Origin of the sequence: Rhizobium sp. BE258 (genome assembly GCF_031457345.1) — a bacterium.
Classification (GTDB): domain Bacteria; phylum Pseudomonadota; class Alphaproteobacteria; order Rhizobiales; family Rhizobiaceae; genus Rhizobium.
In genome coordinates this window covers 313278-337404 of sequence record NZ_JAVDWL010000005.1, presented here as the reverse complement: position 1 = coordinate 337404, position 24127 = coordinate 313278, and the positions used below count along the sequence as shown (strand labels likewise).

The following is a 24127-nucleotide window of genomic DNA, read 5'->3' as shown; positions in this document are numbered from 1 at the left end:
TGTCATGATCCCGTTAACGATTGTTAGTTTTCGTGATCATGGAGGTAAGGATGTTCTTTCTCGGTGGCATGACCATGGGATATCTCGAGCCGCCGGTGAAGGCCGAGCGGAGCGAGCAGCCAGTCGTTTCTATTCCTGCCGAAAAGGACCGCCGCTTCATCGATGTCTCCGCTGCTGCGCAGCGCGAGGAAAATGCGATCGAACGGTCGTTGATCTGGGCCTGGCGCACTCTCTGCTGAGCTTTCTTCCAGCACCGGTTGGATTTTCTACCCGGTTGCCTCTGGAAGGAATTTTATCTCTACCTACCTGATAGAGAATATAAGAATAAAGGTGCAGGCATAAAGCCGCACCAAAGAGAACAGACGGAGGCAACACATGGCAGACTTGGGTATATCGCATACTCACGCGAACCATTATGGTTCCGTGCCGGCAAAGAAGCCGCTGTCCGTGCGCGGCAAGCTGCAGCTTGGCGTTCATGCCGTGCTGCTGACCGCAGCTTTCGCATTCGTCGCTGCGTTCGTATTCGGCCTGATCGGCTGATCTTCGCACCGGCGCTCTGCCGGTGCCCTTCCTTCGGAACAATGTGCCAGCCGCGGCATTCTCTGCTTACGCATTCAGCGTATCGGGAATGGACGTTAAAGGCATAGTGTACCGGACCCCGGTCATCATCCTTCTCCTTCCATCCCACGCTGTCTGGCGTTCCCAGTCAGGAGTTGAGGACGATGGCAAATACAGCCGTACTGAAACCGAAATCGCGTGACGTCTCGGTGAAAACCGGACTGACCGACAAATATTGCGCCGACATGGCAAAGAGCCTGTCGGCGATCTTGGCGAACACCTATCATCTGGTGATCAAGAGCCACATCTATCACTGGAATGTCGTCGGCCCGCTGTTCAAGCCGCTGCACGAGCTGACCGAAGAGCACTACAATACGCTTTTCAAGGCGACCGATATCATCGCCGAGCGTATTCGCGCCCTTGGTCACCTGGCGCCGGCCCGCGTCGGAGACGCTGCGAAATTCGCGCCTGATAATGGCGACTTCAGCCAGTTGACGGCGGAAGACATGGTGCGCGACCTGATCGCCGATCATGAGGCGGCCTGCAGGGCGATGCGCGAAGCCGGCACCGCTGCCGACGACAACAAGGACCTTGTCACCACCGACATGCTGACCGACCGCCTGACGTTTCACGAGAAGGCGCTCTGGATGCTGAAAGCCATCATTGCAAAGTAGGCGTGGGCGCTTTGCGCCTTATCGCCGCCGCGAGGGCGCATGCTCATGTCCATGCGCCCTTTTTCATAATTCATTGATATCGAAAGATTTTCTCAATCTCGCGGAACCATGGTCGCAGATCTTCGTTTATCCGTCAGCAAACAAGGAGATGGGCATGCTTTATTACGCTCTGGTATTTCTCGTCGTCGCCCTGATCGCCGGCCTTCTCGGTTTCGGTGGTATTGCCGGCGCGTCGGCCTCGATCGCTCAGGTTCTGTTCTTCCTGTTCCTGGTACTGTTCGTCGTCTCGCTTTTCATGCGTCTGATGCGGCGCTGACGGCGCTGAAAGCATCGTTGCGATGATGAAAATCCGGTGCCGGAGCGGCGCCGGATTTTTCATGTCTCCAGTGCCAATTCTTCGCTCTTGACTTGAATTATCCGCTTAGTGTCCAACTTTGAGGAAATGGCTTTGCGGGAGGGACAAGAAGCACTGCCATCACGGTCATAGCTGTGCGATAAAGCAGGGCTTAAACCGTTTCGCATCTAAAAATCGGCTGCCATAGTATCTTTGAGCAACAGTGCTCTGCCGTTCATGCGGCAGTCATATTTGCCGGTGCAAAAGGCTAGCCAAAATTACCATAACTTTGTTTGGATCCAGAACCGAACCCATGTCAATTTCCAATCCGTCTCCGAGCCCGTCGCGCGATTCCGAAACGAAGCAGATCGATCATAACGACTCGATCCGTTCGACATACCTCTCCATCGAAGACATCAAGGCGATGGGCGAAATGGTCGCCCGCAGCGGGGCGGAATCGCTTCCCGCCTTTGCGCCTTTCGATTTCTTCGCGCGGCACAAGGAGAACGAAAAGGAGATCTTGCGCGTCTATCGTACGACCGCCGCAGATGTGGAATCGGGCGAGACCATCACGCCTGCCGCGGAGTGGCTGCTCGACAATCACTACATCGTCGAAGAGGCGATCCAAGAAGTGCGCCGCGACTTTCCGCGCCGCTTCTATCGCGAATTGCCGACCGTCAATGTTGGCGGCACGCAGGTCCCGCGGACGCTGGTTCTCGCCTGGCTCTACGTGGCGCATACGCACAGCACCGTTTCGCAGGAAAGCCTGACGGCTCTCGTCGATGGCTTCCAGCAGACCGAGACGCTGAAGATCGGGGAGCTCTGGGCAGTTCCGTCGCTGGTCAGGTACGTGCTCGTTGAAAATCTGCGCCGCATTTCGAGCCGCGTCGAACGCAGCCGCCGGATGCGCCGCCGCGCCAACGAGGCCGCCGACGAGCTGGTACGTCTGGCCGATCCGGCGAAGGCTGCCGAATACCTGAAGACACTGGAGACGCTTGCCGAGGACAATACGTTCTCGACGCAGTTCCTCTATCGCATGCGCGACGGCTCTCAATCGTCGAGCCTGGCGATTGCCTGGCTGGACGACCGTCTCGCTTCGCTCGGCCGCGATACCGAAGAAGCGACGATGGCAGAGCACAGCCGCCTGTCATCCGGCAACGTGACGATGGGCAACATCATCCGCAGCCTGCGCGAGATCGACGACACCGAATGGTCGGTCTGGGTCGAGCAGGTGAGCCATGTCGACCAGCTGCTCTGGGACAAATCGGATTACGGCATTCTCGATTCCGGCTCACGCAACAAATACCGCAAGCAGATCGAAAAGCTCGCCAAGCGTTCGCCGCTCAGTGAAATGGAAGTGGCGCAGCTGGCGCTGGATATGACCGAGGAGGCCAAGGCCTCCGATGAGCCGCAGCCGCACGAGCCGAATGTCGGGGGCTTCCTCGCGGGCATGCATCGCCCGAAGTTCGAGGCGCGCGCGAACTATCGCCCGACGCTCGTGCAGCATTTCGTTCGCACCGTCCGCAAGTTCAATTGGCTGTCGATCGCCGTACCCGTCGCTCTGTTGACGATCCTGGCGATGGTGATTGTCGGCAAGTTCATGGCGAATGCCGGCATGAGCCCTGCAGAGATCATCGTTCTCCTGATCATGTTCTCGCTGCCGGCTTCGGAAGGCGCGACGGGGCTATTCAACACCGTGCTGTCGTTCTTCGTGACGCCATCGCGTCTCGTTGGCTACGAGTTCAAGGAAGGTATTCCGGAGGACGCGCGCACACTCGTTGTCGTGCCCTGCCTGATTTCCAACCGCGATAGCGTCGATGAGCTCGTCCGCAATCTCGAGGTTCACTATCTCGCGAACCCGCGCGGTGAGATCTACTATTCGCTGCTCAGCGACTGGCCGGACAGTCAGGTTGAGGAAACCGCCAACGATCTCGAAGTGCTGGATTATGCCCGTCGCGAAGTCGCGAACCTCTCGGCGCGCTATGCGTCCGATGGCAAGACCCGCTTCTATCTGCTGCACCGCCGCCGCCTCTACAATCCTTCGGAAGGCGCGTGGATGGGCTGGGAGCGCAAGCGCGGCAAGCTGCATGAGCTGAACATGCTGCTGCGCGGTGATGCCGACACCACCTATCTGCCGGGCGCCAACATCGTGCCGGAGAACGTCCAGTATGTGATGACGCTCGATGCCGACACGCGCCTGATGCGCGATGCGGTGACCAAGCTCGTCGGCAAGCTCTATCATCCGATCAACCGCCCGGTGCTCAACCCGAAGACCGGCCGCGTCGAAAGCGGCTATGGCGTTCTGCAGCCGCGCGTCACCCCGTCGCTGACGACCGGCAAGGATGCCTCGGTCTTCCAGCGCGTGTTCTCGATCAACCGCGGTCTCGACCCCTATGTCTTTACTGTCTCCGACGTCTACCAGGATCTGGCCGGCGAGGGCACGTTCACCGGCAAGGGCCTCTATCATGTCGACGCCTTCGAAGCGTCGCTGAAGGGCCGTATCGATGAGAACTCGGTTCTCAGCCATGACCTTCTCGAAGGCTCCATGGCGCGCTGCGCGCTCGTCACCGATCTGGAGCTCGTCGAAGACTTCCCGATCCGCTACGAAGTCGAAACCTCGCGCCAGCATCGCTGGGCGCGCGGCGACTGGCAGCTCCTGCCTTACATGTTCAATCCGAAATACGGCGTCACCGCGCTCGGCCGCTGGAAGATGTTCGACAACCTGCGCCGCTCGCTGACCCCGATCGCCTGGTTCTTCGCGTCCGTGCTCGGCTGGTATTTCATGGGTCCGCTCGGCGCGCTGGTCTGGCAGATCCTGCTGATCTTCTGCCTATTCGTCGCTCCGACGCTGTCGCTGATCAACGGCATCATTCCGCGCACCAGCGATATCGTCGCGCGTGCCCATCTCTATACGGTCTGGTCCGATATCCGCGCGGCGAACGCCCAGGTGGCACTGCGGATCGTCTTCATTGCCGATACCGCCTGCATGATGGCCGATGCCATCGGCCGCTCGCTGTACCGTCTGTTCTTCAGCCACAAGCTGATGCTGCAATGGCGCACTGCCGCCAGCGTTCAGGCTGGCAAACAGGGAACGATTGCCTCCTATTACAAGGCCATGTGGCATGCGCCGGTGCTGGCACTGCTTGCGCTCGCCTTCGCGGCGCTTTCGGGCGACAAGGCCTTCCTCGTCGGTATTCCCTTCGCCGTTCTCTGGATCCTTTCGCCGCTCGTTGCCTACTATGTGAGCCAGTCGGCGGAAACCGAAGACCGGCTCGAAGTGGCAGAGTCCGACTCCACCGAACTGCGCAAGATCGCACGCCGCACCTGGCGTTATTTCGACACGTTCACGACGGCCGAGCAGAACCATCTGCCGCCTGACAACGTGCAGGAAACGCCGCACGTGATCGTGGCAACCAGGACGTCGCCGACCAATATCGGCGTATATCTTCTCTCGGTCGTTTCCGGCCGCCAGTTCGGCTGGTTCTCCTTCGAAGAGACGATCGACCGCCTGGAGAAGACGATCGCCACCATCGACAAGATGGAGAAGTACCGTGGCCATCTGTTCAACTGGTATCATACCGACACGCTGCAGACGCTTGGCCCGCGCTATGTTTCGGCCGTCGATAGCGGCAACCTGGCCGGTCACCTGATCGCCGTTTCGTCGGCGTGCCGCAACTGGGCGGAAGCACCGTCTGCGCATATGCAGGGCAATCTCGATGGTGTCGGCGATACCGCCGGCATCCTCGGCGAAGTGCTTGCCGACCTGCCTGACGATCGCAAGACCGTCCGCCCGCTGCGCCGCCGCCTGGAAGAACGCATCATCGGCTTCCAGAACGCACTGGCCGCGGTCAAGCGTGAGCACGAGTTCGCCTCGATCCGCGTCATCAACCTGGCTGTTCTCGCCCGTGATATCCAGAAGCTGGCTGCCAATCTCGACCACGAAGTCAAGTCGTCGCTGAGCGGCGAGCTGACCCGTTGGGCCGAGCAACTGGTGAAGGTCTGCGAAGCGCATATTTCCGACAGCACCTATGATCTGTCGAATATCGATCCGCTGCGCCCACGCCTGATTGCGCTGCGCGACAAGGCGCGTGATCTCGCCTTCTCGATGGACTTCTCGTTCCTGTTCCGTCCGGAGCGCCGCCTGCTGTCGATCGGTTACCGCGTCGAAAGCGGCGAGCTCGATCAGGCCTGCTACGACCTTCTCGCATCGGAATGCCGCCTGACGTCGCTGTTCGGTATCGCCAAGGGCGATCTGCCGACGGAGCACTGGTACCGCTTGGGACGCCAGGTCGTTCCGGTCGGCTCGCGGGGCGCGCTGGTCTCGTGGTCCGGCTCGATGTTCGAGTATCTGATGCCGCCTCTGGTCATGCAGGAGCGCGGTGGCGGTATTCTCAACCAGACCAACAATCTCGTTATCGTCGAGCAGATGAATTACGGCCGCAAGCTCGGCATTCCGTGGGGTATCTCGGAAGCCGCCTTCAATGCCCGCGACCATAACATGAACTACCAGTACACCAACTTCGGTGTGCCGACGCTTGGCCTGAAGCGTGGCCTCGGCCACAACGCCGTCATTGCGCCTTATGCATCGATCCTGGCCAGCCAGTACGATCCGAAGGCTGCGCTCGAAAACCTCGATCGCCTGCGTGCGCTCGGCGCACTTGGCAAGTATGGCTATCATGACGCCGTCGACTTCACGCCAACGCGCGTGCCTGAGGGCAAGAAGTGTGCAGTGGTCTATAACTACTATGCCCACCACCATGGCATGTCGATCGCAGCCGTCGCCAACGTCGCCTTCAACGGCCACCTGCGCGAACTCTTCCACTCCGATCCGGTGATCGAAGCGGCGGAATTGCTGCTGCAGGAAAAGGCGCCGCGCGATATCCCGGTGATGAGCGGCAAGCACGAGTCCGACACGCCCGCCAGCATCCAGGACGATCTTCTGCGTCCGGAACTGCGCAAGATCGCCGATCCGCTGTCTCGCGACCGCGAACTCGTCTTCCTGTCGAATGGCCATTACTCGATGATGCTGACGGCGACCGGCGCCGGTTACGCCCGCTGGAACGGCCAGTCCGTCACCCGCTGGAAGCCCGATCCGACCGAAGACCGCTGGGGCAGCTTCATCTTCCTGCGCGACACCGTCACCAACGAATGGTGGTCGGCGACCGCGGAGCCGAAGAGCGTCGAAGGCGAAAAGGTCAACGTGCTCTTCGCCGATGAAAAGGCGGAGTTCACCAAGGTCGTCGGCGATCTGACCAGCGAAGTCGAATGCATCGTCGCCACCGAGCACGATGCCGATGGCCGCCGCCTGACGCTGCTCAACATGGGCTCGGAAGATCGCTTCATCGAAGTTACCTCCTATATGGAACCCGTGCTCACCAGCGATGACACGGACAATGCTCATCCGGCCTTTGCCCGTATGTTCGTCAAGACCGACTTCGGCAAGCGCGGCGATGTCATCCGAGCGGAACGCAACAAGCGCGATCCGAACGAAGCGAACATGAGCATCGCCCATCTGATCGTCGACAGCGCCGGTCCGCAGCGTCAGACAGAGTTCGAAACCGATCGCCGCAAGTTCCTCGGCCGCGGCCGCAGCCTTTCGGATGCTGCTGCGTTCGATCCGGGCGCGACGCTGTCGGGTACTGACGGCTTCACGCTCGATCCGATCCTGTCGTTGCGCCGCACGGTTCGCGTGCCAGCCGGCAAGAAGGTCAGCGTGATCTTCTGGACGATCGCTGCGCCAAGCCGCGACGAAGTGGACAAGGCTGTCGAGCGCTACCGCCACGCCGATGCTTTCCAGCACGAGCTGGTTCAGGCCTGGACACGCACGCAGGTGCAGATGCGCCATGTCGGCGTGACCTCGCAGCAGGCCGCTGCCTTCCAGCATCTCGGCCGCTATCTGGTCTATCCCGACATGGATCTGCGCGCCGATGCCGCTGCCGTTCAGGCGGGCATGGCCTCGCAGTCGTCGCTCTGGCCGCTGGCGATCTCGGGCGACTTCCCGATCTTCATGCTGCGCATCAACGATGATCTCGATCTCGATATCGTTCGTGAGGCGCTGTTGACGCAGGAATATCTGCGCTCGCGGGGCGTCACCGCCGATCTGGTGATCATGAATGAGCGCGCCTCCTCCTATGCGCAGGACATGCAGCATGCTGTCGACCAGATGTGCGAAAACGTCCGCCGGATGGGCCAGGCCGATGGTCTACGCCAGCATATCTTTGCCGTCCGCAAGGATCTGATGGAGGAGACGACCTATCACGCGCTGCTGGCCGCCGCCCGCGTCACCTTCCACGCGAAGAATGGCAAGGTGATCGATCAGATCAATCGCGCCATTGCTCTTACCTCGCCTTCCAAGGAAGAGCAGGAAGAGATGCAGAAGGCGTCCGAACGCGCCAAGGCGGCAGCGCCGAAGCGCATCGCGCCTGTCATCAAGCCGCGTCCGGTTGCTGCCGATATCGAAGAGCAAGGCGATCTCGACTTCTGGAACGGCTACGGCGGTTTTGCCCGCGACGGACGCGAATATGTGGTTCGCCTCGCCGCCGGCACCGCGACGCCGCAGCCGTGGATCAACGTCATCTCGAACGACAGGTTCGGCTTCCATGTTTCCGCTGAAGGCGCCGGTTTCACCTGGTCGGTGAACTCGCGTGACTATCAGCTGACCAGCTGGTCGAACGATGCCGTGGTCAATCGCTCGGGTGAGGCAATCTATGTCGCCGACCTCGACAACAACGCCATCCTGACGCCCTATGCCGGTCTGTCGCAGCGCGCCGACGCGCGTTTCGAAACCCGCCATGGTCTCGGCTACTCGGTCTTCTCCAGCGAGCAGAACGATATCGCCATGGAGGTCACCCAGACCGTTCATCGCGAAAAGCCGGTGAAAATGCAGCGCGTGCGCGTGCGCAACAACAGCTCCGGCGCCCGCAAGCTCAGGCTTTATGGCTATGTCGAATGGGTGCTCGGCAACAATCCGCAGCGCACCACACCCTTCATCCTGTCATCGGCAGATGAGGAGACGGGTGCTCTCTTCGCCGCCAACCAGTACAGCATCGACTTTTCGAAGCGCGTATCGTTCTTCGCGGCGAGCGAGAAGCCATCGAGCTTCGCGACCAGCCGCCGCGAATTCATCGGCAAGGCGGGTACGATCCAGTCGCCGCAGGCGTTGAAGCCCTCCGTTCCGCTTTCGGGCGCGAAGGAACTCGACGGCGATCCGGCCGCGGTGCTCGCGATCGATATCACGCTGGCGCCCGGCGAAAGCCGCGACGTGACGTTCTTCCTCGGGGATACCGGCTCGAAGGACGAGGCGGCGACTCTGGTCAAGGATATCCGTTCCGCGAGCATCGACGATGCTGTCCAGGCAAACCGCGATTTCTGGCAGGGCTTCACCGGCAAGGTGCAGATCTCGACACCTGATCAGGGCATGAACAACCTGATCAATGCCTGGCTGCCCTATCAGAGCCTTGGTTGCCGAATCATGGCGCGTTCGGCCTTCTATCAGGCCAGCGGTGCCTTCGGCTTCCGCGACCAGCTGCAGGATACTCTGGCCTTCGTGCTGCAGGATCCGTCGCTGGCGCGCAACCAGATCGTCAACGCCGCTTCGCGTCAGTTCCGTGAGGGTGACGTTCAGCATTGGTGGCTGCCGGGAACGGGTGCGGGCGTCCGCACGCTGATCTCCGACGACGTCGTCTGGCTTGCCTATGGCATCCATCACTATTGCGGCGTCACCGGCGACAAGTCCGTGCTCGACGAGCAGCTGCCGTTCCTCGAAGGGCCGGCGCTTCTCGAAGGACAACACGACTCGTTCTACAAGCCGGAGATTTCAGAAGACAAGGCGAGCATCTACGAACATGCCGCTCTCGCCCTCGATCTGGCGATCAAGCGGACCGGCTCGAACGGCATGCCGCTGATCCTCGGTGGCGACTGGAACGACGGCATGAACCGCGTCGGCATCCATGGCCAGGGCACCAGCGTCTGGCTCGGCTGGTTCCTTGCCGGTGCACTTCGCTCGTTCACACCTTATGCGCAGGAGCGTGGCGACACGACTCGCGTCGAGCGCTGGACCAAGCATCTCGGCGAGCTGAAGGCAGCACTGGAGAGCGCAGGCTGGGACGGCGGCTACTATCGCCGCGGCACGTTCGACGACGGCAGCCTGCTGGGTTCGAAGGAAAGCCTGGAATGCCAGATCGATTCGATCGCGCAGTCCTGGAGCGTGCTTTCGGGCGAAGGCGATCCCGAGCATGCGAAGACAGCGATGGATGCGGTGCTGAACCGCCTCGTCGATCGCGATACCCGCATCATCCGCCTGTTTACACCGCCTTTCGCCACCTCGGCCAAGGATCCGGGTTATATCAAGGCCTATCCTCCGGGCGTTCGCGAGAACGGTGGCCAGTATACGCATGCGGCGACCTGGGTGGTTATGGCGCTTGCAGAAATGAACCGGGGCGACGATGCGTTCGCCTGCTTCGAACTGCTGAACCCGATCACCCATTCGCGGGACAAGGGATCGGCCGAGCGTTATCGTGTCGAGCCCTACACGATTGCTGCCGACGTCTATGGCGAAGGCGCTCTCAAGGGCCGCGGTGGCTGGACCTGGTACACGGGATCGGCCGGCTGGCTCTACCGCGCGGCCGTCGAAGGCATCCTCGGAATCCGGCTGAAGGATGGGCGTTTGTTCGTCCGTCCGGCGCTGCCAAGCGCCTGGGACGGCTTCTCGGCGGAGGTCGAACATTCCGGTGTGAAATACCGCATCTCGGTCTCAAAATCGTCCCAACCCGGCGGCTACAGTCTTGTTATCAATGGCAACGACATCGCCAATCCCTCTGAGGGATATCCGGTCGGATAGCAGCATTTCCTAAGCTCACACTCCGGCGATTCGTTGCGGCCAAAAGGGAAACCTTTTGGCCGCAACCGCGTTTGCAAATCGGAACCAGGAGAGAATAATGGCGACTACGCCGGAAAAAGCCATCGGCGCTGAGCGCGTTTCCCGATCTGCGGCCCGGCCGCAACGTGACACAAGACTAGACGTGTTGCGCGGGCTGGCGCTGATCACGATCTTCATCAACCACGTCCCCGGGCAGATTTTCGAGTATGTGACGACGAAGAATTTCGGCTTCTCCGATGCGGCCGAGGCTTTCGTCCTCATCTCGGGTATTGCTGTCGGTCTGGCCTATGGATCCGGCTTCAAGTTCGGCCGCAGGCTGGAGATGGCGAGGAAGGCCGTGAAGCGCGCCTTCACGCTCTACCTCGCGCACATGATCACCACCTTCATGACCCTGGCGCTGTTCATTTGCGGCGCCTGGCTATTCCACCGGCCTGGATTGCTGGTGGAAATCAATATTCTTGCCGTGCTGACAAATCTGAAAGAGGGCATTCCGGCGCTGCTGCTGCTGGGACACCAGATTGGCTACAACAATATCCTGCCGATGTATGGCGCGCTGATGCTGATGGTGCCGATCATCCTGCTGCTGAACTCTTGGCATCCGTTGCTGGCACTCAGCGTGTCGGGCGCTGTGTGGCTGATGGCCGGTATCTATCAGATCGCCCCGCATAACATGATCATTGCCGACTACTGGTTCCTGAACCCGCTGTCCTGGCAGTTCATCTTCACCATCGGCATCGTTGGGATGATGCACGTCAAGCGCGGCGGCTCGCTGCCGCAGCACCCGATCCTGTTCGTGCTGGCATCCGGCTATGTGGCCCTGTCCTTCGCCTGGGTTGTCGGTCATCTCTGGGATCTCGGCAACGCGTTGGCGGCGCTGGGTCTCCCGAGCGTTCTGACCGGGTTCGACAAGACCTTCCTGTCGCTGCCGCGTCTGTTGCATGTGCTGGCCCTGACCTATCTCGTCATCAACATCCCGGCGCTGTCGCGCATGCTGCGCCGCCCGGCGGATCATCCGTTGACGATCCTTGGCCGGCATTCGCTGAACATCTTCGTTGCCGGTACGATCCTGGCGATGGCGGGTCAGGTCCTGCTCTATGTCACCAACCGCGATCAGTTCATCGGACCGATGTTCGTGGTTGCCGGTATCGCCGCGCAGTTCGCCTATGCCTACCATCTGGAGCGCAAGCGTCTGGATGAGAAGGCCAAGCCAGCGATCGGACGCGGCGCCATGCCGGTTCCGGTGCGGATCAACGACGGGCGGAAGTAACGGCGTGCCAAAGATTCCAAGATATCAAGCCGGCGGCGCAACAGCCCGCCGGCTTATTTTATATGCTGCAGGATGTTGACGAGTTTGCCCGCGGGATCGCGGACAAAGAAGCGCCGGACGCCCCACGGCTCGTCGGCGGGGCCGTAGACGATCTCGAATTTTGCCTGCCGCATCGCCGAGAGAACGGCATCGACATCATCGACTTCCATGGAGATATCCGGAACAGGCGTGCCTGAGCCGCCCTCGCTGGCAATGCTGAGCTGAACCTGCATCGCGGTGGCATTGCCATAGGTAATGATCCAGCCATGGTCCATCAGAATATCCAACCCAAGCACTTCACCATAGAAGCGCTGCGTCCGTGCCTGATCGGCTGCCGGCAGATTGGCAATGATGCGGCGTACGGCCATGATGGATCCTCCCTGGTTGTGAAGGGGCGATGCTAGAGCCTTCTATTGGGAGATTGAAGCTCTCATCCGGTGTTGGTGATGAGCCGCGATCGCTTCTGCCATCTCGGTTTGCCCCACGCCATCAATCTGGTGGCAAGCGGGGACTGCAAGCTTCTCTTGAGCAGGTGGCGCCGGACTTCAGTGGTCGCCGCTCGAGCATTTCCATCCGCTGATCCGCTGCCACATAAGAAAAGGCCGGAGGGGCGACCCCCCCCGCCTGATATCCAAGTTCTGTGCGGCCGCTAGTTTATGCGGCTTCGGTCGCATGTGCCTTGCGGACTTCTTCGTCCGTCAGGATGCCGCTGGCGCGGAGCAGGGCGGCAAAGCGGCCGTTGCTCTGGCTCAGTTCATCGAAGCTGCCCTGCTCGACGATCCGGCCGTTGTCGAGGAACAGCACCTTGTCGGCCTCGCGGACCGTCGACAGACGGTGGGCGATGATGAAGGTGGTGCGGTTCTGGCGCAGGTTGTCGATAGCAGCCTTCACGCGGTTTTCCGTTTCGACGTCGAGCGCGCTGGTCGCTTCGTCGAGCACCAGGATCGGCGCATCCTTCAGGATGGCGCGGGCGATCGCGATGCGCTGACGCTCACCACCGGAGAGACGGTTGCCGCGCTCGCCGACATGGGTGTCATACTGGTCTTCGCGCGTCTCGATGAAGTCGGCCGCGGCGGCGGCTTCTGCTGCCTGACGCATCTCTTCTTCGCTGGCGCCCTCGCGGCCAAGGCGGATGTTGTCGCTGATCGAACGGTTCAGCAGACCGGCATCCTGGAAGACGGTTGCGATATAGCGGCGCAGCGACTTGCGGGTGACCTTGGTAATGTCCTGGCCGTCGACCAGGATTTCACCGCTGTCAGGGTCGTAGACGCGCTGCAGCAGGTTGACGAGCGTTGTCTTGCCGGCGCCGGTCGGGCCGACAATGGCGATCGTCTGGCCGGCCTTGGCCTTGAAGTTGACGCTGTGCAGGCCCTGCGAGGAATTGCCGAAGCCGAAGGAGACGTCGCGGAATTCGACTTCGCCCTTGACGTCCTTGATATCCACATTGCCGGCAGGCTCTTCGCGGTCACGGACGGAGTCTTCGAGGACATAGAAGTCTTCGAGCTTCGAGCGGGCCTCAAAGATCTGCGTTGCGAACTGGCGCATCTGGTCGAGGCGCGAGATCAGCAGGTTGGCAAAACCGATAAAGGCAATGACGTCACCGATCTTCAGTTCGCCAGCCTGGACCAGCAGCGTGCCGATGACCAGAATGATCATCATTGCGATGGTGGACGCCATGCGGTTCAGCGCGCCGGCGATAGCCCACCAGTCGAGAACCGGATACTGCGCCTGCAGCAGGCGGTCAGTGAAGCCCTTCAGGGCACGCGTTTCGGCGTCGATACGGTTGTAGCTATGCAGGACCGAGACGTTGCTGATCGAGTCGCTGACATGCGAAAAAACGGTGTGGTAGTGGTTTTCGACAGAAGCCTGACCATCCTTGGTGCGGCTCATGACGAGGCGGCCGATCAGCCAGTAGGCAACGCCGAGCACGACGAGCACTGCAGACAGACGCAGGTCCATCATCATGGCGGTCGGAACCAAGAGCATGATGGCGACGGCAGTTGCAAGGTGATTGCGCATGAATTCGAGCCAGAGGCCGAACAGCGTTTCACAGGCGCGCAGCAGCGTATGCAGCGCATTCGACGTACCACGCTGGTGGTGCCAGGAGAGCGGCATGGAGATGATGCGGCCGAAGGCTTCGGTCAGAAGCGTGGCCCGGCGGCCATGCGCCAGCCTGTCGGCCTCGCGGGCGACAAGCACGAAGGCGATGGTGTTGAAGACGGCAAAGCCTGCCCACATGAAGAGGATCGGCTTCACGTCACCCTTGCCGGAGATGGCATCGATGATACGGCCGAAGAGGATCGGTTCCGCGATGGTGATGGCAGCCAGAACAATGTTGGCAACGACCACCAGGGATACGCGGAGCTTGTATGCGCCAAGGTAGCGCAAGGCTCTTGCATAGACCTTGAATAGCGACACGGCAGTACCTCTTTTGTGCATCTGCAAAACGGGATGTTGCGACGCTACTAAAATCTACCTGAACCGGCGATTAACACCGTGTTCACCCGGGACTTTTCAGAAGGCGTCAAAAGCAGGGTGCGACGAGATGACATGGGCCGAAAGTTGTTCACCCGAGAACGGTTGTGACAATTTTCGCTTGCATTTGGAAGGCGGTACGTCGCACCTTAAACTCATACGGGTTAAATCATTGAACCGAAGACCGTTGGGATGCCGGCTGCGTTAGTGCCGGTCGACGGCCCTCAACCGCACGCCCTTTTCGGGCAGGGGGCATTTGTGAATATTCATTCGTTGATTCAATTGCTTGTCGTTCTAGAGGAATGCAAGAAGGTCGAGCGTGTCGTCGAGGAGCTGGAGAATGTCCTGCATTCCTACGGCTTCCAATATTATGTGCTTCTGCGCCATCCGAAACGCAGCGTCGATCCCTGGGGCACGGTGCTGGCCGGCGATTGGCCGGAGACCTGGACACAGGTCTATGCAACCAAGAAATATTTCCTCATCGACCCGACCATGCGTTATCTCGGCCAGACGCACAGGCCGTTCCGATGGCGCGAAGGACTTGCTGCCTACCGGCGCGATCCGCATCAGCGCCGCATGGAGCAGATGATGGCCGACGCGGCACAGCATGGCCTGGGCGACGGCTACGTCTTCCCGGTTCACGGCCGTAGTGGCCTGCTGGGGAGCCTCAGCATCGGCGGCGTCCCGGTCGATCTGTCGCCTGTGGAGATGTCGCTGTTCTGTGGCGTGACCCACAAGGCGTTCTGGCGGCTGCTCGAATTGCGTGGCGACGCCGATGCACTCGATAGCCCGACTCTGATGGAGACGCCGCTGACACGGCGCGAGCTGGAGATCCTGCATTATCTCGCCGACGGCATGACCTCGATCGAAATCAGCAAGCTGCTCAGCATCTCCAACCACACCGTCGACTGGTACATGAACGGCATTCAGGACAAGCTGAAGGCCAAAAACCGTCAACAGGCCGTCGCTCTGGCCTTTAGGTACGGCTTAATTACCTAATGACGGAGAAATTCTATTTCGTGGCGGCAAGGGAAATTGAACTTTCTGTAACAGCACGTTAAGAATTCTCTTCGCGGGTGCAGCATTGCCCGCGTGATCCGTGCTTTGAGGAGAGTGCATTGCCCATTTCGAAGATTCTTGTCGCCAACCGTTCCGAAATTGCCATTCGCGTTTTCCGCGCGGCCAATGAGCTCGGGATAAAAACGGTCGCGATATGGGCAGAGGAAGACAAACTCGCGCTGCACCGCTTCAAGGCCGACGAAAGCTATCAGGTCGGCCGCGGGCCGCATCTTGCCCGTGATCTCGGGCCGATCGAGAGCTATCTGTCGATCGACGAAGTGATCCGTGTTGCCAAGCTGTCCGGCGCCGATGCGATCCATCCAGGTTACGGCCTGCTGTCCGAGAGCCCCGAATTCGTCGATGCCTGTAATGCCGCCGGCATCATCTTCATCGGTCCGAAGCCGGATACGATGCGTCAGCTCGGCAACAAGGTCGCGGCCCGCAATCTCGCGATCTCCGTCGGTGTTCCCGTCGTTCCGGCAACCGAGCCGCTGCCTGACGACATGAAGGTTGTCGCCAAGATGGCCGAGGAGATCGGCTATCCCGTGATGCTCAAGGCTTCCTGGGGCGGTGGTGGGCGCGGCATGCGCGCCATTCGCGATCCGAAGGATCTTGCCCGCGAAGTGACGGAAGCCAAGCGCGAGGCAATGGCCGCCTTCGGCAAGGACGAGGTCTATCTGGAAAAGCTCGTCGAGCGCGCCCGCCATGTCGAAAGCCAGATTCTCGGCGATACGCATGGCAATGTCGTGCATCTCTTCGAGCGTGACTGCTCCATCCAGCGCCGCAACCAGAAGGTCGTCGAGCGTGCGCCGGCGCCGTATCTCTCCGAAGCGCAGCGCCAGGAACTGGCTGCCTATTCGCTGAAGATCGCCAAGGCCACCAACTATATCGGTGCCGGCACCGTCGAATATCTGATGGATGCCGATACCGGCAAATTCTACTTCATCGAGGTGAACCCGCGTATCCAGGTCGAGCACACGGTCACCGAAGTCGTCACCGGCATCGATATCGTCAAGGCGCAGATCCATATCCTCGATGGCTTCGCGATCGGCACGCCGGAGTCTGGCGTGCCGAAGCAGCAAGACATCAAGCTCAACGGCCACGCGCTGCAGTGCCGCATCACCACCGAGGATCCGGAGCATAACTTCATTCCGGATTACGGCCGCATCACTGCCTACCGTTCGGCCTCGGGCTTCGGCATCCGTCTCGACGGCGGCACGTCCTATTCGGGCGCCATCATCACCCGCTATTACGATCCGCTACTGGTGAAGGTAACGGCCTGGGCGCCGAACCCTTCGGAAGCGATTTCCCGCATGGACCGCGCGCTGCGCGAGTTCCGTATCCGCGGCGTCGCCACCAACCTGACCTTCCTCGAAGCGATCATCACGCATCCGAACTTCAAGGATAACAGCTACACGACGCGCTTCATCGACTCGACGCCGGAACTCTTCCAGCAGGTCAAGCGTCAGGACCGCGCCACCAAGCTGCTCACCTATCTGGCTGATGTGACGGTCAACGGCCATCCTGAGGCCAAGGACCGGCCGAAGCCATCTGCCGATATTGCCGAACCGGTCGTGCCCTATACCAATGGCGGCGCTATCCCCGACGGCACCAAGCAGCTGCTCGACAAGCTAGGACCAAAGAAGTTCGGCGAATGGATGCGCAATGAAAAACGCGTGCTGATGACCGACACGACGATGCGCGACGGCCATCAGTCGCTGCTGGCGACCCGTATGCGCACCTACGATATCGCCCGCATTGCCGGCACCTATGCGCATGCTCTGCCGAATCTGCTGTCGCTGGAATGCTGGGGTGGTGCGACCTTCGACGTTTCCATGCGCTTCCTGACCGAGGATCCTTGGGAGCGGCTTTCGCAGGTCCGCGAAGCGGCGCCGAACCTGCTGTTGCAGATGTTGCTGCGCGGCGCCAACGGCGTTGGCTACACGAATTACCCTGACAATGTCGTCAAATACTTCGTCCGTCAGGCAGCAAAGGGCGGCATCGATCTGTTCCGCGTCTTCGACTGCCTGAACTGGGTCGAGAACATGCGCGTCTCGATGGATGCCATTGCCGAAGAGAACAAGCTCTGCGAAGCGGCGATCTGCTATACGGGCGACATCCTCAATTCGGCGCGCCCGAAATATGACCTGAAATACTATACGGATCTGGCCGTCGAGCTCGAAAAGGCCGGTGCGCATATCATCGCGCTGAAGGATATGGCGGGCCTCTTGAAGCCTGCTGCTGCCAAGGTGCTGTTCAAGGCGCTGCGCGAGGCGACCAGCCTGCCGATCCATTTCCACACGCATGATACGTCGGGTATTGCTGCTGCGACGGTTCTTGCGGCCGTCGATGCCGGCGTCGACGCTGTCGACGCGGCGATGGACGCGCTGTCAGGCAATACCTCGCAGCCCTGCCTCGGCTCGATCGTCGAAGCGCTGCGTGGTTCCGATCGCGATCCGGGCCTCGATCCCGAATGGATCCGCCGCATCTCCTTCTACTGGGAAGCGGTGCGTCATCAGTATGCGGCCTTCGAGAGCGATCTCAAGGGGCCGGCTTCGGAAGTCTATCTCCACGAGATGCCGGGCGGCCAGTTCACCAATCTCAAGGAACAGGCCCGCTCGCTCGGGCTTGAGACCCGCTGGCATCGCGTGGCGCAGGCCTATGCCGACGCCAACCAGATGTTCGGCGATATCGTCAAGGTGACACCGTCCTCCAAGGTCGTCGGCGATATGGCGCTGATGATGGTCTCCCAGGATCTGACGGTCGCCGATGTCATCAGCCCGGACAAGGAAGTCTCCTTCCCGGAATCTGTCGTTTCGATGCTGAAGGGCGATCTCGGCCAGCCGCCGTCCGGTTGGCCGGAGGCATTGCAGAAGAAGGCGCTGAAGGGCGACAAGCCGTATACGGTCCGCCCGGGCTCGCTGCTTGCAGAGGCCGATCTCGATGCGGAGCGCAAGACGATCGAGACTAAGCTCGAGCGTGAGGTCAGCGACTTCGAGTTTGCCTCCTACCTGATGTATCCGAAGGTCTTTACCGACTTTGCGCTGGCGTCGGACACCTACGGTCCGGTTTCGGTTCTGCCGACACCTGCCTATTTCTACGGTCTTGGCGATGGCGAGGAGCTGTTTGCCGATATCGAGAAGGGCAAGACGCTCGTCGTCGTCAATCAGGCGATGAGCGGCACCGACAGCCAGGGCATGGTCACCGTGTTCTTCGAGCTCAACGGCCAGCCGCGCCGCATCAAGGTGCCGGATCGCGCCCATGGCGCATCGGGCGCTGCTGCCCGCCGCAAGGCGGAGCCGGGCAATGCCGCCCATGTCGGCGCGCCGATGCCGGGTGTCATCTCGCGCGTCTTTGTGTCGCCAGGTCAGGCGATCAATGCCGGCGATGTGCTGGTGTCGATCGAAGCGATGAAGATGGAAACGGCGATCCACGCCGAGAAGGACGGCACCATCGCCGAAGTTCTCGTCAAGGCCGGCGACCAGATCGATGCCAAGGATTTGCTGGTATCCTACTCAGCCTAAGTCTTACGGGAGGCGGGCCTGTCGCCCGCCTCCCGAGCTCGTATTGCTGCAATAAACTATCGTGGCGACGCCGTCTTTGACGCCTTTGGGCTTGCCGGGTTTGAACCTTGGCCTAGTATCCAGACCTTTCCAATCATTTGCGGATCAGGAAAGGGTCACAATGAGCAAGCTCAAAATCGCCGTTATCGTTGGAAGCACGCGTATCGGGCGTTTTGCCGATCATCCTGCGAAGTGGATCTCCGCGATCGCCGCCGAGCGTCCGGAACTGGATGTCGAGGTGCTCGATCTTCTCGATTATCCGATGGCCTTCTTTGGTGAAGCATCGGCCAGCGAGGCCGAAAGCGAGACGGCCGAGCGCTGGAAAAAGAAGCTGCGTGAATTCGACGGCTACATCTTCACGGTCGCCGAGTATAACCACGCCCCGACGGCAGTGCTGAAAAACGCCATCGACCTTGGCGATTTTATCCAGAAACCGGTTGCCTTCGTCGGCTATGGCGGCGTCGGCGGTGCCCGTGCGGTCGAGCATCTGCGGCTGGTCTTCGTGGAAATGAGCGCTGCGTCGGTGAGGACCGGCGTCCACATCAGCTTCCCGGAATATCTTTCCGTCGCCAAGGATGGGAAGAGCCTGAACGACTATCCGCATCTTGCCGAGGCCGCCAAGAACCAGCTCGACCAGCTGATCTGGTGGGGCAAGGCACTGAAGGCTGCGCGCGCTGGCTGAGACCGGACCTTGCGCCGCCCGTGCCTAGATATCGTAGGTATGGGCGGCGTTGATCGTCGAGATGAAGCGCTTGGTGCGCTCGCGTTCGGGTGCGGTGAAGATTGCCTTGGCGCTGCCGGTTTCGACGACGCTACCCGCCTCCAGGAAGACGACGTTATTCGCGATCTTCGAGGCGAGACGCAGGTCATGCGTCGCCATCACCATCGTGGTTCCCTCGTTTGCAAGCTTACCGAGAACATCGACCACCTCGGCCGAGAGCTCCGGGTCGAGCGCCGAGGTCGGCTCGTCGCAGAGCAGCACGCGTGGCGACGGGGCGAGAGCGCGGGCAATTGCCACGCGCTGCTGCTGGCCGCCTGACAGCGTCGAGGGCCAGGCATCCGCCTTGTGGGCCATGCCGACCTTGGTCATCAGCTCCATGGCACGCTCGCGGGCCTTTTCCTTCGGCCATCTGAGAACGGTGACCAGTCCTTCCATGACGTTTTCGATCGCGGTCTGATGCGGGAAAAGCTGGAAATTCTGGAAGACCATGCCGGTCTGGCGGCGGATCTTCTGGATCGATTGCCAGCCGGTGCGCTTGCCGGGCGCGAAGTCCAGCGTTTCCTCGCCGATGCGGACCGAGCCGGCCGTGGGGATTTCCAGCAGGTTGATGCAACGCAGAAGCGTGCTCTTGCCGCCGCCCGAGGGGCCGACGAGCGCGGTGACGCTGCCTTCGGGAATGCGGATGCTGATATCCTTCAGGATGACGGCGTCACCGAAGCGTTTTTCGATATTGGAGAGCTCGATCATGCGTTTGCCTCCAGCATGCCGCCATAGCGGGCAAAACGGCGTTCCAGCCGCACCTGCAGCGTCGACAGGACGGAACTGAGGACGAGGTAGACGAGAGCGGCTTCGATATAGAGGATCAGCGGCTCATAAGTCGTTGCCACGATGCGCTGCGCGGCCTGGAAGAGTTCCGGCACGGTGATGGCGGCGGCAAGAGAGGTATCCTTGACCAGCGAAATGAACGTATTCGACAGCGGCGGCACCGCGACGCGGGCTGCTTGCGGGAGGACAGTGCGGGTCATCGCCTGGCGCCAGTTCATGCCGATCGAATAGGCGGCTTCCCACTGACCCTTCGGCACCGATGAGATGACGGCGCGGATGATCTCGGAGCTGTAGGCGCCGATATTGAGCGTGAAGCCGATCAGGGCAGCCGGGAAGGCGTCGAGCAGGATGCCGATACTGGGCAGTCCGTAGAAGATGACGAAAAGCTGGACGAGCAGCGGCGTGCCTCTGATGATCCAGACATAGAAGCGGGCAATTGCCGCAAAGGGTGCCGGGCCGAACAGCCGGGCGACGGCCGTTGCCAATCCGAGGATCAGTCCGAAGGAGAATGAGAGCAGCGTAAGCGGGATGGTGAACTTGATGCCGCCCCACAAAAGGGTAGGCAGCGATTCCGCCATCAGTTGAAGCCAATGAGGCACGGGACGACCCTCTGAAAAAGATACGTCCGGCGAAATCGCCGGACGCTCTACACTCTATAGATCAAGTCGATGCGCGGGAAAACCGGCGCAACGGAGTTACTTGGAAACGTCCTGACCGAAATACTTGTCGGCGATCTTCTTGTAGGTGCCGTCGGCCTTGATGTCGACGAGAGCCTTGTTGATCGCTTCCAGCAGTTCCGGCTCGCCCTTGCGGATGATAATACCGGAGTAATCGGCATTTTCCTGCTGGGCGACGATCTTCACCGGCGCATCAGGCTTGTGCTTCTTGAAGTCGAGGAAGGAGAGGCTGTCGTTGACGGTTGCGTCTGCACGCTTCGTCAGCACGAGCTGGATCGACTGGTCGAAACCATCGGTGCCGACGAGCTCGGCGCCCGACTGCTCGGCAAGCTTGCCGAAGTTGCTGGTCAGGGACTGAGCGGCCTTCTTGCCTTTCAGATCGGCGAAGGACTTGATGCTGTCGTCGTCGGTGCGGGCGATCAGAACGGCCTTCGAGGCAATGTAGGGCTCGGAGAAGTCGTACTTCTGCTTGCGGGCGTCGGTGATGCCGACCTGGTTGATGACGGTGTCGTAACGCTTCGCGTCGATACCGGCGATTAGGCCGTCCCACTTGCCTTCGACGAACTCGGCCTTGACGCCGAGCTTGGCCGCGACGGCTTCGCCGATCTCGACGTCGAAGCCAACGAGCTTGTTGCTGTCGTCGTGATAGGTGAAGGGCGCGTAGGTGCCTTCCGTGCCGATCTTGAGAACACCCGCGGACTTGATGGCGGCGAGGTTTTCGCCAGCATGAGCAGCAAAGGCTGCGGCGGAGATCAGGGCTGCGGTGGCGATGGTCTTCAGGATTTTCATTTTTCTGTTCCGTAAAGGAGGAAATTCAATGCCGCATTGATCGCAGAAAACAGGGCGGGGCGAAGCGTAGAAAACTGCAAAGAAAATCGGCAACTGCGAATATTTTTCTCATTTGCCGCACTTTTAGCGCGGCTTGTTTCAGGGCGTCAATAAACGTGTGGCGATGACCCCATTGCATGCATGCGATTATCTGTTTATGCACGTTTGTGTTTGTTTGTGCCTGTTCATGTCGGGGTCGAGGATGAATGTGAACGAAATGTTGCTGCGGGAGCGGCAAGGCATCATCTCGCTGAAGCTGCAGACGCATGGCCGCGTGCTGGCAGCGGAGCTTGCCGCCGAATTTGGCGTATCCGAGGATACTGTACGCCGCGATCTCCGCGAGATGGCGGCGGCTGGACTTTGCGAGCGCGTCTATGGCGGCGCTTTGCCGATTTCGCCGGCCGGCGGCAGTCTGAAGCAGCGGATGAGCGTCGCCTTCGAGCGCAAGCAGTCGCTGGCACAAGCGGCAGTCTCGCAGATCAAGGCGGGATCGACCGTTTTCTTTGACGCTGGCAGCACCAATCTCGCGATCGCCAACGCCCTTCCTCAGGAGATGCTGCTGACGGCAGCCACCAATGCGCCGGCCATTGCCGCAGCGCTGCTCGACAAGACGGGTATCAACGTCATCCTTATCGGCGGGCTGATCGACCGGCAGGTCGGCGGCGCGCTCGGTGCCAAGGCGCTGCGCGACATGGAGCAATTGTCTCCGGATCTCTGCGTGCTCGGTGCTTGCGGCGTCGATCTGGAAGCCGGAGTCACGACCTTCGGCTTTGAGGATGCCGAGTTCAAGCGGTTCGCAGCCTCCAAGAGCCGCCAGGTTCTGGTTGCCGCGACATCGGAGAAATTCGGCACGGCAGCACCCCATAGCGTGCTGCCGGTGGCGCATTGCGAATGCCTAGTGGTTGAACATGACGCCGATGAAACATTGCTCGCGGCCTATCGCGAGCGCGGGTGCCGCACGGTGCAGGCCGCGGCGGCGAATTGAATTGAAGTGACCTGCCAAAGAGGCAGGCGATAGTGAACGAGACGGGACAATGGATAATCAACTACATGCGATGCCGGGCGTGCAGCGCGGGTTCATGCCGAAGAGCCGGATCGCGGTTTCGCTGCTGTTTCTGATGAACGGCTTTCTGGTCGGCTGCTGGGCACCGAAAATTCCGGAATTTGCCGAAAGGCTCGGCATCAGCAAATTCGAGCTTGGCCTGATGATCCTGGTCTTCGGCGTTGGCTCCCTGACGATGATGCCGATTGCCGGCGCGAAGATCGCAAAGCACGGCTCGCGTGTCGTCTCGCTGGCGACGGCCGTCTGCCTGCTGCCGATCCTTCTGGCGCTGACCGTTGCGCCCAATGTCATCACCGGCAGCATCGCTCTCTTCCTGTTCGGCGGCTTCGTCGGCGCCATGGACGTTGCCATGAATGCCAATGCGGTAGTTGTCGAGAAGTCGATGCGCCGGGCGATCATGTCGTCCTGCCACGCTTTCTGGAGCCTTGGCGGGTTGATCGGTTCCGGGCTCGGCGGATTGCTGATTTCCAAGATCGGCGTGCTCGGTCATGCCGGGCTTGCGACGGCGCTTGCCGCCGCCTTTCTTGCCGTCGCGTGGCCGATGATGCTTTCGGACCCACCGCATCCGGATGAGAAGAAGGAAAAGACCCGCCTGCCGATGGTGCCGCTGCCATGGCTGCTTGGCCTGATGGCGCTGTTCTCCATGGTTCCGGAAGGCGCGGTGCTGGATTGGGGCGCACTGTATCTGCGTCAGGAAATGGGCGCATCCGTCGCTCTGTCGGGCTTTGGTTTTGCTGCCTTCTCGCTGACGATGGCGATCATGCGCTTTGCCGGCGATATGGTGCGCGACAGGTTCGGTGGGGTGAAGACGCTGCGTGTCTGCACGCTGTTTGCGATCGTCGGCATGCTGATTGCAGCCCTTGCGCCGACTGCGGAGCTTGCAATCGTCGGCTTCGCCTTCTGCGGTATCGGCATTTCCAACATGGTGCCGATCGCCTTTTCGGCGGCCGGCAACGTGCCAGGCCTGAGACCCGGAATCGGCATCTCGGTGGTGACGACCATGGGCTATTCAGGGATGCTGGTTGCGCCTTCGGCAATCGGTTTCGTCGCCGAGCATATCGGCTTCTCGACGGTGTTCATGGCGCTGCCGGCCCTTCTGGTCGTCGTTCTGATCTTTTCGAGACTGGCGCGCTATGCCGACGGCGCCTCGGGTGGCGGCCACTAGG

General features: G+C 60.7%; 16 protein-coding genes. 11 read left to right on the top strand and 5 right to left on the bottom strand.

The window, feature by feature from the left end; genetic code table 11:
* Positions 1–50: 50 nt before the first annotated feature.
* From J2X43_RS19905 to J2X43_RS19880, 6 genes are all read left to right on the top strand, one after another.
* Positions 51–239 carry a hypothetical protein gene (locus J2X43_RS19905; RefSeq protein ID WP_112385923.1) on the top strand — a complete coding sequence of 63 codons (189 nt, stop codon included), beginning with the start codon at positions 51–53 and terminating at the stop codon, positions 237–239.
* Between the two features lie 136 nt (positions 240–375).
* Positions 376–540, top strand: a complete 165-nt coding sequence (locus J2X43_RS19900) for a hypothetical protein (protein ID WP_310296505.1) — start codon at positions 376–378, stop codon at positions 538–540.
* Between the two features lie 182 nt (positions 541–722).
* Positions 723–1232: a Dps family protein gene (locus tag J2X43_RS19895; RefSeq protein WP_112385922.1), complete on the top strand. Its 510-nt coding sequence runs from the start codon at positions 723–725 to the stop codon at positions 1230–1232.
* Between the two features lie 154 nt (positions 1233–1386).
* A complete protein-coding gene (locus J2X43_RS19890) occupies positions 1387–1548 on the top strand; it encodes a DUF1328 domain-containing protein (RefSeq protein WP_112386069.1) in 162 nt (53 codons plus the stop codon).
* Between the two features lie 331 nt (positions 1549–1879).
* Complete coding sequence (locus J2X43_RS19885) at positions 1880–10405, top strand: GH36-type glycosyl hydrolase domain-containing protein (RefSeq protein ID WP_310296503.1); 8526 nt, start codon at positions 1880–1882, stop codon at positions 10403–10405.
* A gap of 97 nt (positions 10406–10502) precedes the next feature.
* Complete coding sequence (locus J2X43_RS19880) at positions 10503–11711, top strand: OpgC domain-containing protein (protein WP_310296501.1); 1209 nt, start codon at positions 10503–10505, stop codon at positions 11709–11711.
* A 53-nt stretch (positions 11712–11764) separates the two neighbouring features.
* On the opposite strand, the gene J2X43_RS19875 is transcribed toward J2X43_RS19880, so the two are convergent.
* Positions 11765–12118 carry a VOC family protein gene (locus J2X43_RS19875; protein ID WP_112540419.1) on the bottom strand — a complete coding sequence of 118 codons (354 nt, stop codon included), beginning with the start codon at positions 12116–12118 and terminating at the stop codon, positions 11765–11767.
* A 286-nt stretch (positions 12119–12404) separates the two neighbouring features.
* Positions 12405–14168: a glucan ABC transporter ATP-binding protein/ permease gene (locus tag J2X43_RS19870; protein ID WP_112385918.1), complete on the bottom strand. Its 1764-nt coding sequence runs from the start codon at positions 14166–14168 to the stop codon at positions 12405–12407.
* Positions 14169–14483: 315 nt separating this feature from the next.
* On the opposite strand from J2X43_RS19870, the gene J2X43_RS19865 reads away from it, so the two are divergent.
* The 3 genes from J2X43_RS19865 to J2X43_RS19855 all read left to right on the top strand — a co-directional run bounded on the left by J2X43_RS19865 (position 14484) and on the right by J2X43_RS19855 (position 19529).
* On the top strand, positions 14484–15224 hold the full coding sequence (locus J2X43_RS19865) for a LuxR family transcriptional regulator (protein ID WP_112385917.1): 741 nt from the start codon (positions 14484–14486) through the stop codon (positions 15222–15224).
* Between the two features lie 119 nt (positions 15225–15343).
* On the top strand, positions 15344–18808 hold the full coding sequence (pyc, locus tag J2X43_RS19860; protein WP_310296498.1) for a pyruvate carboxylase: 3465 nt from the start codon (positions 15344–15346) through the stop codon (positions 18806–18808).
* Between the two features lie 160 nt (positions 18809–18968).
* Positions 18969–19529, top strand: coding sequence for an NAD(P)H-dependent oxidoreductase (locus tag J2X43_RS19855; protein ID WP_310296496.1), 561 nt, complete (start codon positions 18969–18971; stop codon positions 19527–19529).
* A 24-nt stretch (positions 19530–19553) separates the two neighbouring features.
* On the opposite strand, the gene J2X43_RS19850 is transcribed toward J2X43_RS19855, so the two are convergent.
* The 3 genes from J2X43_RS19850 to J2X43_RS19840 form a co-directional block, all read right to left on the bottom strand.
* Positions 19554–20315, bottom strand: a complete 762-nt coding sequence (locus tag J2X43_RS19850) for an amino acid ABC transporter ATP-binding protein (RefSeq protein WP_112385914.1) — start codon at positions 20313–20315, stop codon at positions 19554–19556.
* Positions 20312–20992, bottom strand: a complete 681-nt coding sequence (locus tag J2X43_RS19845) for an amino acid ABC transporter permease (RefSeq protein ID WP_310296493.1) — start codon at positions 20990–20992, stop codon at positions 20312–20314. Before J2X43_RS19845 ends, J2X43_RS19850 begins: the two co-directional genes overlap by 4 nt.
* A gap of 96 nt (positions 20993–21088) precedes the next feature.
* A complete protein-coding gene (locus J2X43_RS19840) occupies positions 21089–21859 on the bottom strand; it encodes an amino acid ABC transporter substrate-binding protein (protein WP_112385912.1) in 771 nt (256 codons plus the stop codon).
* 247 nt (positions 21860–22106) lie between these two features.
* On the opposite strand from J2X43_RS19840, the gene J2X43_RS19835 reads away from it, so the two are divergent.
* The gene (locus J2X43_RS19835) at positions 22107–22883 is read left to right on the top strand and encodes a DeoR/GlpR family DNA-binding transcription regulator (protein WP_112386068.1); all 777 of its coding nucleotides are present in this window, start codon (positions 22107–22109) and stop codon (positions 22881–22883) included.
* Positions 22884–22932: 49 nt separating this feature from the next.
* Positions 22933–24126 carry an MFS transporter gene (locus tag J2X43_RS19830; protein ID WP_310296490.1) on the top strand — a complete coding sequence of 398 codons (1194 nt, stop codon included), beginning with the start codon at positions 22933–22935 and terminating at the stop codon, positions 24124–24126.
* Position 24127 lies beyond the last annotated feature (1 nt).